Origin of the sequence: Parendozoicomonas haliclonae, from assembly GCF_900174585.1 — a bacterium.
GTDB lineage: Bacteria > Pseudomonadota > Gammaproteobacteria > Pseudomonadales > Endozoicomonadaceae > Sansalvadorimonas > Sansalvadorimonas haliclonae.
The window spans coordinates 140290-153503 of sequence record NZ_FWPT01000011.1 but is presented as its reverse complement, the minus strand read 5'-3'; the positions used below and the strand labels follow the sequence as shown (position 1 = coordinate 153503).

The window sequence follows — 13214 nt, the reverse complement described above, 5'->3', positions numbered from 1 at the left end:
AGCAGAAAGAAAAACAGGGATGTCATGATGATAAGAACTCTTTTACTGCCGCTGCTGATGGCTTCGTTTGCAGTGCTGGCCGCGCCGGTTCCTCCTGTTGAGGATTATCTGGAGATTTGTCGGAGCTGTACGATCAATAGCGAGACCGGTGTATTACGCTGCGACTGTCCGGATAACAAGGGCGAATTTTTGGAACAGAAGCTGGATCTCAATAGTTGCGATGAGGGCCGGGTTGAGTTTCAGGGCGGATATCTGTTGTGTAATACCAGTACACCTGATGATGTTGTGGAGCGGGATGAGCCGCTGGAAGAGCAGAAGCCTGTTGAGGATCCTGTCGCAGACAGCGAAGAAGAGGTGAATCAGGACGAACCAAATCGGGAGCAGCCTGATCGCACGGAAGAAGAAAATAAAGAGCCGACCACGGAACCGGAGGTTGATGAGCCAATCGTTGACGCTCCTGTGCTGGAAGACCCAGAGGTAGTGGATAGTGAAGATATTGTTCCGGCACCAGAGGAACCTGTTGTGCCTAAACCCGTTCCCCAGGAGCCTGTTGTCGAGAAACCAAAGCCGAAGCCTCAACCACAACCACGGCCAGAGATGAAGCCTGATCCCAATAGTTTCCCGAAAGGTGATTATGAGCAGTTCTGCAAAGCCTGCTCGATGAAAAACGGCAAGCTGTCTTGTCTGTGTAAAACGGGAAGTGGTTTCTTCGCCGATACCATCCGTACCTGGATTGATCCGGGGCAGTGTCGTGGTAGAAGTGTCTCGTTCGCCAAGGGGCGTTTGGTCTGTCAGTCTGATCTTGCCTGGATGTTTGATAATTGGACCTGCCGCAGGTGCAAGATTGAAGGCAATCTGATGAAGTGTGAATGTAAGAGAACGCCATGCGAGTGGAGTGATGAAGATATTCGAGCTGGGCGTCTCTGGCGTTCGACTGAACTGAGTGATGTTCGCTACTGCACCAAGCCGATCAATAACTGTAATGGCAAGCTGCGCTGCGGGAAGTGTGGAACCTTTGATTACTTTGAAGAGTTCTCAAGACCTTATGAAGGCAAGCGCACCTGGGCGAAATGTCCTCATTAAAAGTGCGAATGATGTAATACCAAAAAGCCAGACTGCAGAGTCTGGCTTTTTGGTTTCATCTGGAGTGTTAGATGGACAGTTCCCAGTCGTAATCAACGATGACCGGTGCATGGCGAGAGAACTCTAAGCCGGAGTAAATGCCGGAGTGCAATACTCTGTGCTTCATGCTTGGCGTTGAAACCTGGTAGTCGAACCGGTAGCCATCATTCTGTTCACGGGCTTCATCCGTTGGCCAGAAGGAATACTTGCCACCTTCACGATCGACCTCGCGGTAAGTATCGACATAATCCATGCCGCCAAGGATCTCATCCATCCATCCGCGTTCTGGTGGCAGGAAGCCAGGCTTTTCCTGGGCTTTACGCCAGTTGGCCAGGTCAATCTTCTTGTGGGCCACCTGCCAGCTGCCGCAGGTAATAAACTCACGGCGCTTGCGGCGCTGCTTGTTCAGGTAGTCCAGATACTCTTCCATAAACTTGAAACGCCAGTTCAGAGATTCCGGAGAGTTATCCGTTTCTGGAACCAGCAGAGTACCGATGCTGATTTTGTCGAAGTCTGCCTGCAGATAGAGACCGTGAACATCGGCCTCATGCATGCTCAGGCCGGAGATAATTGCCTTTGGCGGTGTACGTGTATAAATCGCGACGCCACCCTGGCCTGCATGGCGGGTGTAGTCTTCAAAGAAGTAACTGAAATACCCGTCCGGAGTGAACGGTGCATCAATCAGATCATTTTCCCGGGCACGGATATCCTGAAGGCAGATGACATCAGCATCCTGATCCTGAGCCCAATCGAAAAAGCCCTTTTCAGCTGCGTTGAAAATACCTTCACAGTTGAAGCTGATAACTCTCATGCAGGGGTCCTGTACTATCCGCCGCTACGTTATTGGCTGTTTTTAAGCGGTACAAACTACTTGAAGCTGGTGGATATAGCGGTTCTTAAGCGGGCTAAATCGAAGTTAGCCGTTCGTAATCTGTTCAAAACTAACGGATATGATACTCCCGGCCAGTGAACATGACTATACGGTAACATTAAGTAACTTTACGAAGGGGCAGCGATTTTCTGGGAAGTTGGTAGAATAAGGTCGCTCTAGCACCCGCTGAGCATAACAATGAAATGTTTTTGATTCAGGGTCGCACATGAAAGATTACCAGCGTGATTTTATTCGCTTCGCCATCGAACACCAGGTATTAAAGTTCGGTGAATTCACTCTTAAATCCGGTCGTGTGTCTCCTTACTTCTTCAATGCGGGTCTGTTTAACAGCGGAAAAGCACTCGCTGCCCTCGGCCGCTTTTATGCTCAGGCTCTGACGGATGCCGGCGTTGAATATGACGTTGTCTTTGGCCCGGCCTATAAAGGCATCCCTCTCGCATCTGCAGCAACCATTGCACTTGCCGATCAGCATAATCTTGATAAGCCATGGTGTTTCAACCGCAAGGAAGCCAAGGATCACGGCGAAGGTGGCACTTTGGTCGGTGCGCCTCTGCAGGGTCGTATTGCCATTGTTGATGATGTGATGACAGCCGGCACCGCTATCCGTGAATCCATGGAGCTGATTTCTGCCAATGGTGCTGATCCTGCCTGCGTGGTGATTTGTATTGATCGTCAGGAAAAAGGGCTGGGTGAATTGTCTGCGGCTCAGGAAGTTGAACGGGATTACAAAATTCCGGTAATCAGCATTGTCAGCTTGACCCAGATAATGGAATTCATTGCTGAAGATGATAGTCTCAAACAATATGCACAGGCGATTCAAGACTACAGAAATCGCTACGGTGTTTAACACTTAAAAATTTAATTTTTGCCGCTCACGGACGTACGCACCTTGAATCAACTGGTCAGGCTGTTCGGTATCACTTTGATTATGGCTGGAACGTTTCCGGCCCAGAGTTCTGCTGCCCAATTATTCCGTTATGTGAATGATCAGGGTGAAGTTGTGATTTCCACTCAGGTCCCAAGGGAAGCAGCGCCTCGGGGTTATGAAGTTTTGTCTGAGAGCGGCAAAGTGCTGGAAGTGGTCAAGCCGGAGCTGACCGATGAAGCCCGTCAGGCCTTGCTGTTAAAGCGGGAGCTTGAGAAACAGCAGGATGCAGTTGCAAAGGTTCAGGCGGAAAAGGATGCAGAGCTTCTACGGCTGTTTAACAGCGTAGAAGATGTTGACCGCTCCCTTGAGCGGCTTCTGGCCGAGATTGATACCCGTATCGAGGTTATCCAGGGCAATATCCAGAGACAGCAGCTTCAGTTTGAAAAGAAACAGGCTCAGGCTGCGGGTATGGAGCGCTCTGGTCAGAAGGTTCCGGATGCCCTGATCCAGGAAATGAAAAATATTCAGGCTGGTAAAAAGCGCTTCCAGCTGGACATTGAAGCCTTCGGCAAAGAGAAGGACGAGCTGCGGGCCGAGTACGCCATGCGTAAGGATCGGGTTAATTTTCTTCTCCATGGAGAGAAGAAGGTCGATCAGCGCAATGAAAACCTGAAGCTGGCCGAGAAAGATGTTTCCGGTGAGTGGGAACCCGTTGAGTCAGGTGCTGATGTGATTACCTGGCAGGCTGAGGATGGCGGGCGTTTCCTTCTCATACGTAATGGCGATTACGGTATTGAGAAGTGGCGCGGCAACTGGTCTTTGAACCGTGACAATGAAATTGTTGTGGTGTACTTCCGTAAAGAGTTTACCCGTGCCGGGAAAACCTCGAAGGTAGCCTTTGCCAGAGAGGAACGTTATCCGGTGATGGATTCACGCAATGGTGATCTGTTCGTGTTCTGGGATGACTCTGTTATCCGCTTCCACAAAGCTGGCTAAGCCGTCGTTATTCCTACGTGATTGGTTCCCACGCTAAGCGTGGGAACCATCTAAATCGCAATCTTCTTACCGGAAAATAATTTTGCTGACAGCTGCCCACTGGTCATCCCAGTTTTCGGAGGGCTTCTGACGGAAACGGCTGCGTACAAACTGGCTGATACGGCCTTCGGCCAGCGCCAGCAGCATGTTGGCGGTTGCAGTCTGAGTCAGGCTGGTCCGCAACCCTTCCTTGATCTCCGCATCGCGCAGCACCTGACGGATCTGGGTTTCCAGACGATCAAACAACTGAATAACACGGGTGCGCAGACGGTCAGTTTCACCGTTAAGTGCATCGCCGGTCAGAATACGGGTCAGGCCCGGGTTCTTCTCACAGAACAGCAGAAGTAGCGTCAGGATGCGCTGACAGGCAACCAGAGAGCCGGCTTCATCGCTGACAATGCGGGTGATTCTGGAGAACAGGGTTTCTTCGATGAACTGGATCAGTCCCTCGAACATCTTGGCCTTGCTGGGGAAATGACGATACAGGGCCGCTTCCGAAACACCAACCTCCTGAGCCAGACGAGCCGTAGTAATACGCTCACCCGGGCTGGTTTCCAGCATATGGGCCAGAGTCTGGAGGATCTGGTCTTTACGGGAAACTTTCTCCCTGGCTGCAGACTCTTTACGTGCAGTTTCATTGCGCGTGATGTCCTGCAGGTTTGCTTGCTCTACCTTTTCCATTCGGTGCTATGTATTACGGGTTGGTGAAACGGGGGAAGAGTGGATCATGGTGCCAACGCCCTGCTCTGTGAATATCTCCAGCAGAACAGCGTGGATGACACGTCCATCTACGATATGGACGCCATTTACGCCGGATTGAACGGCGTCCAGAGCGCACTGAATCTTGGGGAGCATACCACCATAGATCGTGCCTTCGTCAATCAGATTCCGTACATCGTCCACGTTCAGGCCGGTCACGGTGTTACCGTCGTTGTCCAGAACGCCACGGGTATTGGTCAGCAGGATGAGCTTCTCGGCCTTGAGAACCTCCGCCAGCTTGCCGGCTACAAGGTCGGCGTTGATGTTATAGGATTTACCCTGTTCATCAACACCAATGGGAGCAATAACCGGGATGAAATCAGAATTCTCAAGCATCTTGAGAATGTCTGTGTTGATGGATTTTACCTCGCCTACCTGGCCAATATCGACAATTTCCCGCCCACCGGCAGAGGCAACCTCATTAAAGCCCGTGAGTTTCCTGGCCCAAATAAAGTCACCGTCTTTGCCAGTGATACCAATAGCGCGGCCGCCATTACGGTTGATCAGGCTGACGATCTCTTTATTGACCAGTCCGCCAAGCACCATCTGGACAACGTCCATGGTTTCGCTGTCGGTCACCCGCATGCCATTGATGAACTGTGACTTGATGCTCAGCCGTTCCAGCAGCTGACCAATCTGCGGGCCGCCGCCGTGAACCACAACCGGATTAATGCCAACGGCTTTCAGCAGCACGATGTCCCGGGCAAAACTATTCTGCAGTTCTTCGCTCTCCATGGCATTGCCGCCATATTTGATCACGAAAGTTTGGCCGGCAAAGCGCTGCAGGTAAGGCAAGGCCTTGGTCAGAACATTTGCGATGGTAGAGTTAGAGAGGGAAGCGGCATGTTGCTCCTGTTCTTCTGAGACTTTACTTGTAGTCACGTTGTTCTCACCCATTGCTGTACTTATTGTCTGACTGTGTTTGGTCGCCTGAAGCCCGTTCAAAAGTAGCCGTTTTACCGGATACCTTTGAAAAGGTTATTGTCTTGAAAATGTTAATGTCAAAACGGGAGCGTCAGGCGCGGTTCTATCTGCATGATCTGTTCCCGGAAGGTTCTTTGAACCTTGCCGAGGTTTTCATCATTGTCCGCCTCAAAGCGGAACACCAGCGCCGGAGTGGTGTTCGATGCCCGAACAAGACCCCAGCCCCAGGGATAATCAACCCGCACGCCGTCGATGGTATTGATACTGGCTTCACCAAACTGCGCTTTGGCAGAGATCTTTTGCATCAGGCCAAACTTGTTGTCATCGCCAACGGTCACGCTGATTTCTGGCGTGCTGACGGTCGCCGGGAAGGAATTAAAGACCGTCTCTGCATCTCTACCTTCTGTAGCCAGCACTTCGGCGATGCGAGCCGCGCTGTAGATGCCGTCGTCAAAGCCGTACCAACGTTCTTTGAAGAAGATGTGTCCGCTCATCTCTCCAGCCAGAAGGGCGCCGGTTTCGCGCATCTTGCGCTTAATTAACGAGTGACCGGATTTCCACATAACCGGACGGCCACCATAACCGCTGATCAAGGCGTTTAGACGACGTGTGCATTTTACATCAAAGATAATATCGGCCCCCGGGTTGCGGGAGACAACATCTTTGGCCAGCAGCATCAGCAGCTTGTCAGGATAAATAATGGTGCCGGCATTGGTAACCAGTCCAACCCGGTCACCGTCGCCATCAAAGGCAATACCAATATCAGCGTTTTCCTTTTTCACCGTCTCGATGAGAGCCGAGATATTGGCAGGCTGGCCCGGGTCGGGATGATGGTTCGGGAAGTTGCCGTCTATATCGCAATAGAGCTGTACAACATCGCAGCCCAACTGCTCGAACAGTTGTGGCGCGGTATTACCGGCCACACCATTGCCGCAGTCGATAACAATCTTGAGCGGGCTGGCGAGAACAACATCATCGAGAATACGTTGCTGATAGATTGGCGTTATATCAACCGAAGACGCATGGCCCTTGCCCTGGGCAAAACCCTGGGACTGAATGCGCTGATAGAGGTTTTGAATCTCTTCCTCTGCCAGAGTCTCCCCGGCAATCACAATCTTGAATCCGTTGTAGCTGGCAGGGTTGTGGCTGCCGGTAATCATAACGCCCGAGCTGGATTCAAGCTCATGGGTGGCAAAGTACAGCACCGGTGTTGGCACTGTGCCGATGGATACCACGTTGCAGCCCGTTGAAAGAATACCTTCAACCAGTTTTTCACGAAGCTCCGGACTTGAGAGGCGACCATCGTTGGCAACAATCAGGCTTTTCTCTCCCCGTGCCAAAGCTTCGCTGGCAACAGCCTGGCCTATAAGGCTGGCGTATTCCGGTTGGAGGGTAACGCCGACTTCGCCACGAATATCGTAGGCGCGGAAGATGCTGGCAGGAATATCAGGCGTTTGTGTTACAGCGGTTCCGGTGTCTGCAGTTTCTGTAATGTCTTCGAGATCATCCAGAGAGTCCAGATTCGCAAAAGCATCGTCATCAATGTCGTTGAACAGTGGAGAGTCGAAATTCTCTTCGACTGTTGGCTCTGGCTGCTTTTGTGCAACGGCTGGTTGAGGCTTTTGTTGCTCCGGCTGTTCTTCTATTTCTTTCTCGGGCTCCTCAGAAACCAGCAGTTCATCCTCTACTTGGACAGCCTTTGGTTTGGGCGGAGGAACGTCTGATACTGGGCTGGCTTTTCGGCCAAACAGTTCAATCGCCAGTTGGGCGACAGGCTGAAAGGCGGGTTCGTTAAATCCGCCGGATTGAGGCTGGCGACCTGAGGCAATATCTCTTAACAGGCCTTCGAGAAGACTGATATCCGCCGTAACTGGCTTATTGGAGACTGAAGACACTGAGCGTAAAAGCGCATAGACAACACCCGTTGTAATCAGCAACGCCAGAACCAGCGTCCACCAGAGTGATTGCATAATGTCATAGGCGGGTGCTGAGTATTGTACCGACCAGTCATAACCGGGCACGGTAACCGTGACAGGACTTGATGTCGGGCTACCGACCACAATGACTGCCTGCTGGGTGCCGGATTGAGAGACCTGAACACCTGAGCCATTGGCTGTGATTAGCTGCAGTGTTTTTTGCAGAGGCAGAATGGGTGTGGAGACAACCACAGCGCCTGCAATGCTGTCGCCTTTCTTAATCGGGCTGGCGGAAATCACCTTCCAGGCGTTATTCATCCGCGCAGCTTCCGGTTTGGTCGCTGCACCGCTGATGCTTCGACGTGCCAGATCATTGATGGCAAAGCCGGCCTCGGGTAAGCCTTCGCTGGCCTGAGTGGTGGAGAATATCTGTACGCTGCCCTGAGCTGGTAAGCCAAGGCTTATGGACGACTCAACGGCCTTACGGGTTGCTTGAGTCGAGAGTGCCTGAATCACTTGCGGCTGCTCGGCCAGTTTTTTGGCCAGCTGTTGCTGCTCAAACAAAAAATTACGCAGCTGACCAGCGGCCAGTTCGCTGGCAGCCTGAAGGTTAATCTCTCGGGACTTTGTTTCTGGGGCAAAGATGTTCAGGTAGTAAATAGCTGTGAAAATAACGAGGAATAGGGCTGCAGCAATGCCTGTTGCTGGAAGAATATTCGGTGTTTGCCTGGATGAGGAAGCAGCAGACTTAGCCTTCTTGCCCTTTGGTTTTGCTGGCTTCTCTTTGGGTGATTTTTTACCCGATTTGCCCGGAAATTTGTCCGCAAGCGCCATCTCTTCCCCGCCTTATGATTGCTTTTACTCAGGAAGAATCCGTTGATTCTATAGAACTTTGAAGGTGCAGCTCTCTATGTTGCCACAGGCTGACAGCGATTGCCTGATCAACCTGTGTTTTAAAAAGCCTTTTGCGATGCAGTTTTAACTGCATGGCGCTCTTTTACTATGGCTTGGAGGGTTTCAGCTTCTGCCTGAAGAGCCGAAGCCGCCCTCGCCACGGTCGGTTTCGTCGAAACTGTCGACGATATCGAGCTTGGCTTGCAGAACTGGAACGATAACCAGCTGGGCAATACGCTCACCTGGTTCAACGGTGAAGGTAGTGTTGCCACGGTTCCAGCAGGACACCATCAGCTGACCCTGGTAATCGGAGTCAATCAGACCCACCAGATTACCCAGCACGATGCCGTGTTTGTGGCCCAGGCCGGAGCGAGGCAGGATCATGGCAGCATAACCAGCATCTTCCAGATGAATGGCCAGACCGGTTGGCAGCAGTTGGGTCTGACCCGGCTCGAGTGTTAGTGGCTCATCCAGCATGGCGCGCAGATCCAGACCGGCGGAGCCTTCAGTAGCATAGGCTGGCAGTGGAAACTCGTTACCGAGGCGGGAATCCAGAATGCGGGTTTTCAGGTGCATGTGCGTCTCCATCCGTTGAATTAGTTGCTGGTCTGCAAATTGTACTGTTGAGCGATTAGCTCAATCAGGTGTCCGGCCAGTTGACGCTTGGAGCATTTATCCAGCGTCTCTTCAAAATCTGCACCCACCAGAGTGACTGCGTTCTCTTCACTGTTAAAGCCGATGCTGGTGTCGCTCACATCGTTGGCAATAATCAGGTCGAGCTTTTTACGCTTGAGCTTATCTTGCGCGTACTCGATTACATTGTGGGTTTCTGCTGCAAAGCCAATCACAAACGGGCGGTTGTCTTTCGCGGCAACAGAAGCAACCACATCCGGATTACGTACCAGCTTGATGTCCAAAGTCTGGTCCGGACTGTTCGGATCTTTCTTGATCTTGGATTCGGCAATAGTTTCCGGACGATAGTCTGCAACAGCTGCGCAGCCGATAAACAGGTCGCTGCCTTCCGTGTGTTCCATTGCTGCGGTGTGCATGTCCCGTGCGGTAATAACGTCCACACGCTGCACTCGTTCCGGTGTTGGCAGATGAACCGGGCCGGCAATTAGAGTAACAGTGGCGCCAGCTTCCGCTGCTGCGGCTGCCAGGGCAAAGCCCATCTTTCCTGAGCTGTGGTTGGAAATGTAACGAACCGGGTCGATGGCCTCCCGGGTCGGCCCCGCGGTAATAACCACTTTCTTGCCTGCAAGTAGTCCGCTTTCCAGATGACCAACCAGATGTTGGAGGATAACTTCCGGATCCAACATGCGACCGGGGCCGACATCGCCACAGGCCTGATAGCCTTCATCCGGCCCGAAAAGTGTTACGCCACGGTCTTTAAGAGTTTCACAGTTCTTTTGGGTGGCAGTATCCAGCCACATACCCTGGTTCATGGCTGGTGCCAGATAAACCGGTGCGTTGGTCACCAGACAGAGGGTGGAGAGCAGATCGTTGCCCATTCCTGCAGTCATGCGGGCGATAAAATCGGCACTGGCCGGAGCAATCAATACCGCATCGGCCCATTTGGCCAGTTCAATATGGCCCATACCCGCTTCTGCCTTTGGATCCAGCATGCTGGTATGCACAGGGTTGCCGGAGAGCGCCTGTAGCGTAAGCGGAGTAATAAACTCACAGGCGGCCGGGGTCATAACGACGTGAACTTCAGCGCCTGCCTTGCGGATATGGCGTACCAGTTCTGCGGATTTGTAAGCCGCAATACCGCCGGTAATGCCGAGCAGAATGCGCTTGTTGTTAAGCCTGTGCAGATTTTGCATAGCGAGTGGGGACTTCAGTTTCTGCCTTGATCGCAGCATTATATCTATCTCGCGGGAGCAATTGCCAAAATGATCTACCTTCTTCTCTTCTATGAAGGGGGCTTATGGCAATTACAGACTGGCCGGCCGATGAGCGGCCACGGGAAAAGCTGTTGTCGCTGGGTGCGGAAGCTTTGAGTGATGCAGAGCTGCTGGCTATTTTCCTCCGTACGGGTGTCTCAGGCCTTTCGGCTGTAGATCTTGCCCGCCAGCTGTTAACCGGCTTCGGCAGCCTGAGATTGCTGTTACAGGCCGATCAGAACGAGTTTTGTAACCATCACGGTCTGGGCTCAGCTAAATTTGCTCAGTTACAGGCGGTGCTGGAAATGGCGCGCCGTCATCAGAAAGAAGTGTTGTTTCGTGAGGATGCTCTAACCTCATCTATTCACACCCGCAGTTATCTGCAGATGAAACTAAGAGATAAACCTGCGGAATGTTTTTGTTGCCTGTTTCTTGATAATCGACACCGACCATTGGCTTTTGAAGAGTTGTTTCAGGGAACGATTGATGGAGCAGCGGTATATCCAAGAGAAGTGGTTAGAAGAGCATTAAGTCATAATGCTGCTGCTGTGGTATTTGCTCATAATCACCCATCGGGTATCGCAGAACCTTCTGATGCAGATATACGCATTACTAAACGGTTAAGTCACGCTTTGGAATTGATTGATGTAAGGGTGCTGGATCATATGGTTGTGGGTGATGGAGCCACGGTTTCTCTGGCCGAACGGGGATTGATGTGATTCCGAATTAAGGGTGTGAATAGCCGATTATTTGTGTTGTACTAGCGTTTCTCTTTTGAATAAAAAGAACATAATTTCTTGTCTGGCTGATACCTTTCTGGTATAAAGCCGGGTCTTTGAGTCCGGATCACCGCTTGATGCCCCAGAAGATTAAGCTGTCACTCAATTTTGAGATGGCATCCGGTTTAAATTGCTAGCTGTCGGTACCTCTGCCGACCAGCAAGTGTTAGATGAGGCTAATAACATGTCTAGAGTTTGCCAGGTAACCGGCAAGCGCCCTGCTGTCGGCAACAACGTTTCCCACGCGAACAACAAAACGCGTCGTCGTTTTCTGCCTAACCTGCACTACCATCGTTTTTGGGTAGAGTCCGAGAAGCGCTTCGTACGTCTGCGTGTATCCTCCAAGGGTATGCGTATCATTGACAAGAAAGGCATTGACTCCGTTCTGTCCGAGCTGCGTGCTCGTGGCGAACGCGTCTAATCCTGACTAGTTTCTCGAGAGGATACTGACAATGGCTAAGGCTATTCGCGAAAAGATCAAGCTGGTTTCTACTGCAGGTACTGGTTACTTCTACACCACTACCAAAAACAAGCGTAACACTCCGGACAAGCTTGTTTTCAAGAAGTACGATCCAAAGGTACGCAAGCACGTTGAGTTTAAGGAAGCCAAAATCAAGTAAGATTTTGCTTCTGGGCTTGCAGCCTCTTCTGACACCGGTCAGATAAAAAGAAAAAACCCGCCTGGTGCGGGTTTTTTCGTAGGTTCAAAAAGCACCAATCCGGCCCCTCGGGGCTGTTTCTACTCAGGCAGGTTTTATGATTAAGCCAGAACTTCTGTCACCCGCCGGTACGCTGCGCAACATGCGCTTTGCCTACGCGTATGGGGCAGATGCTGTTTACGCCGGCCAGCCCCGTTACAGCCTGCGGGTGCGCAATAATGATTTCAAACTCGAGAACCTTGGCAAAGGGATCGAGGAAGCCCACTCTCTGGGTAAAAAGTTTTATCTCGCCAGCAATATCGCTCCCCACAACGCCAAGGTGAAAACCTTTATGCGTGATATGGAGCCTGTGATTGCCATGAATCCGGATGCGTTGATTATGTCCGATCCGGGTCTGGTGATGATGGTGAAAGAGCGCTGGCCAGAAACCGAAGTCCACCTTTCTGTTCAGGCTAATGTGGTCAACTTTGCCACGGTTAAGTTCTGGGCTCAGCAAGGTGTTAGCCGGATTATTCTTTCCCGCGAACTGTCTCTGGATGAGATTCAGGAAATCCGTGAAGAGTGTCCGGATACTGAGCTGGAAGTGTTTGTTCACGGCGCGCTGTGTATTGCCTACTCGGGCCGTTGCCTGCTCTCCGGTTACATGAATAAGCGTGATCCGAACCAGGGTACCTGCACGAACGCCTGCCGCTGGAAGTACGATGCTCACGAAGCGAAAGAGACTTCTGAAGGTGATGTCGTTCCTGTTCAGTATGACCCTGCCGCCAAAATGGAAGGCCCGGAAGGTCAGCCAACGCTGGGCGATGGACAGCCTTCCGATAAGATCTTCCTGTTGCAGGAAGGTAATCGTCCGGATGAATATATGCCGGCATTTGAAGATGAGCACGGCACCTACATCATGAACTCTAAAGACCTGCGTGCGATTCAGCATGTGCAGCGTCTGACCGAGATGGGTGTGCATTCCCTGAAGATCGAAGGTCGTACCAAGTCTCACTACTATGTGGCGCGTACGGCGCAGGTTTATCGTCAGGCGATTGATGATGCCGCTGCTGGCCGTCCATTTAATATGGAATTAATGGATACGCTGGAGAATCTGGCGAGCCGTGGTTACACCGAAGGTTTTTATCGTCGCCACGTTCATGATGAATATCAGAACTATACTCATGGCAGCTCTGTTGGTACCAAACAGCAGTTTGTTGGTGAGGTTGTGGATGCCGATGATAAGTTCATCACGATTGATGTGAAGAATCGCTTTAATAAAGGCGATGTTGTTGAGCTGATGACGCCGAAAGGCAATGCGGCTTTTGTACTCGATCATATCGAGAACAAAAAAGGTGAGTCTGTTTCTGAAGCACCAGGTTCTGGTCACCGTGTAAAAATTCCTCGTCCGGAGGGTGTTAACCCGGATGAGTTTTCTCTGTTGGTGAGAAACCTGCTCTGATAAATCGTTATTGAATTTATTTGTGGCAATAAAAAAGGA

At 51.4% G+C, this 13214-nt stretch carries 13 protein-coding genes; 7 read left to right on the top strand and 6 right to left on the bottom strand.

Annotated elements, in window-relative coordinates; translation table 11 throughout:
* The first annotated feature begins 24 nt into the window (after positions 1 to 24).
* Positions 25 to 1083, top strand: a complete 1059-nt coding sequence (locus tag EHSB41UT_RS20395; RefSeq protein WP_087112718.1) for a hypothetical protein — start codon at positions 25 to 27, stop codon at positions 1081 to 1083.
* Between the two features lie 67 nt (positions 1084 to 1150).
* Here the strand turns inward: EHSB41UT_RS20395 and EHSB41UT_RS20390 are convergent, their stop codons facing one another.
* A complete protein-coding gene (locus tag EHSB41UT_RS20390; protein WP_087112717.1) occupies positions 1151 to 1933 on the bottom strand; it encodes an exodeoxyribonuclease III in 783 nt (260 codons plus the stop codon).
* Positions 1934 to 2219: 286 nt separating this feature from the next.
* On the opposite strand from EHSB41UT_RS20390, the gene pyrE reads away from it, so the two are divergent.
* Both pyrE and EHSB41UT_RS20380 read left to right on the top strand, forming a co-directional pair.
* Positions 2220 to 2861 carry an orotate phosphoribosyltransferase gene (gene pyrE, locus EHSB41UT_RS20385; RefSeq protein WP_087112716.1) on the top strand — a complete coding sequence of 214 codons (642 nt, stop codon included), beginning with the start codon at positions 2220 to 2222 and terminating at the stop codon, positions 2859 to 2861.
* A 42-nt stretch (positions 2862 to 2903) separates the two neighbouring features.
* Positions 2904 to 3878, top strand: coding sequence for a hypothetical protein (locus EHSB41UT_RS20380; protein WP_133060599.1), 975 nt, complete (start codon positions 2904 to 2906; stop codon positions 3876 to 3878).
* Between the two features lie 66 nt (positions 3879 to 3944).
* Here EHSB41UT_RS20380 and slmA read toward each other — a convergent pair whose 3' ends face one another.
* From slmA to coaBC, 5 genes are all read right to left on the bottom strand, one after another.
* On the bottom strand, positions 3945 to 4598 hold the full coding sequence (gene slmA / locus EHSB41UT_RS20375) for a nucleoid occlusion factor SlmA (protein ID WP_087112714.1): 654 nt from the start codon (positions 4596 to 4598) through the stop codon (positions 3945 to 3947).
* A gap of 6 nt (positions 4599 to 4604) precedes the next feature.
* A complete protein-coding gene (gene argB / locus EHSB41UT_RS20370) occupies positions 4605 to 5495 on the bottom strand; it encodes an acetylglutamate kinase (RefSeq protein ID WP_242667378.1) in 891 nt (296 codons plus the stop codon).
* A 182-nt stretch (positions 5496 to 5677) separates the two neighbouring features.
* Entirely contained in the window at positions 5678 to 8350 is a 2673-nt protein-coding gene (locus EHSB41UT_RS24965) for a phosphomannomutase/phosphoglucomutase (RefSeq protein WP_278248166.1), read from the bottom strand.
* Positions 8351 to 8533: 183 nt separating this feature from the next.
* A complete protein-coding gene (gene dut / locus EHSB41UT_RS20360) occupies positions 8534 to 8986 on the bottom strand; it encodes a dUTP diphosphatase (protein WP_087112712.1) in 453 nt (150 codons plus the stop codon).
* Positions 8987 to 9006: 20 nt separating this feature from the next.
* Positions 9007 to 10227 (bottom strand): bifunctional phosphopantothenoylcysteine decarboxylase/phosphopantothenate--cysteine ligase CoaBC, encoded by a 1221-nt coding sequence (gene coaBC, locus EHSB41UT_RS20355; RefSeq protein ID WP_087112773.1) that lies wholly within the window; start codon positions 10225 to 10227, stop codon positions 9007 to 9009.
* A 113-nt stretch (positions 10228 to 10340) separates the two neighbouring features.
* On the opposite strand from coaBC, the gene radC reads away from it, so the two are divergent.
* From radC to trhP, 4 genes are all read left to right on the top strand, one after another.
* Positions 10341 to 11015, top strand: coding sequence for a RadC family protein (radC, locus tag EHSB41UT_RS20350; protein ID WP_087112711.1), 675 nt, complete (start codon positions 10341 to 10343; stop codon positions 11013 to 11015).
* Positions 11016 to 11259: 244 nt separating this feature from the next.
* The gene (rpmB, locus tag EHSB41UT_RS20345) at positions 11260 to 11496 is read left to right on the top strand and encodes a 50S ribosomal protein L28 (protein WP_087112710.1); all 237 of its coding nucleotides are present in this window, start codon (positions 11260 to 11262) and stop codon (positions 11494 to 11496) included.
* Positions 11497 to 11527: 31 nt separating this feature from the next.
* Positions 11528 to 11695, top strand: coding sequence for a 50S ribosomal protein L33 (gene rpmG / locus EHSB41UT_RS20340; RefSeq protein ID WP_087112709.1), 168 nt, complete (start codon positions 11528 to 11530; stop codon positions 11693 to 11695).
* 136 nt (positions 11696 to 11831) lie between these two features.
* Positions 11832 to 13175 (top strand): prephenate-dependent tRNA uridine(34) hydroxylase TrhP, encoded by a 1344-nt coding sequence (gene trhP, locus EHSB41UT_RS20335; RefSeq protein WP_087112708.1) that lies wholly within the window; start codon positions 11832 to 11834, stop codon positions 13173 to 13175.
* The last annotated feature ends 39 nt before the right edge of the window (positions 13176 to 13214 follow it).

Bases quoted from the DNA above. Each gene is read 5' to 3' on its own strand.
- EHSB41UT_RS20395 (WP_087112718.1), top strand. From the start codon at position 25: ATGATGATAAGAACTCTTTTACTGCCGCTGCTGATGGCTTCGTTTGCA.
- EHSB41UT_RS20390 (WP_087112717.1), bottom strand. From the start codon at position 1,933: ATGAGAGTTATCAGCTTCAACTGTGAAGGTATTTTCAACGCAGCTGAA.
- pyrE (WP_087112716.1), top strand. From the start codon at position 2,220: ATGAAAGATTACCAGCGTGATTTTATTCGCTTCGCCATCGAACACCAG.
- slmA (WP_087112714.1), bottom strand. From the start codon at position 4,598: ATGGAAAAGGTAGAGCAAGCAAACCTGCAGGACATCACGCGCAATGAA.
- EHSB41UT_RS24965 (WP_278248166.1), bottom strand. From the start codon at position 8,350: ATGGCGCTTGCGGACAAATTTCCGGGCAAATCGGGTAAAAAATCACCC.
- dut (WP_087112712.1), bottom strand. From the start codon at position 8,986: ATGCACCTGAAAACCCGCATTCTGGATTCCCGCCTCGGTAACGAGTTT.
- radC (WP_087112711.1), top strand. From the start codon at position 10,341: ATGGCAATTACAGACTGGCCGGCCGATGAGCGGCCACGGGAAAAGCTG.
- rpmB (WP_087112710.1), top strand. From the start codon at position 11,260: ATGTCTAGAGTTTGCCAGGTAACCGGCAAGCGCCCTGCTGTCGGCAAC.
- rpmG (WP_087112709.1), top strand. From the start codon at position 11,528: ATGGCTAAGGCTATTCGCGAAAAGATCAAGCTGGTTTCTACTGCAGGT.
- trhP (WP_087112708.1), top strand. From the start codon at position 11,832: ATGATTAAGCCAGAACTTCTGTCACCCGCCGGTACGCTGCGCAACATG.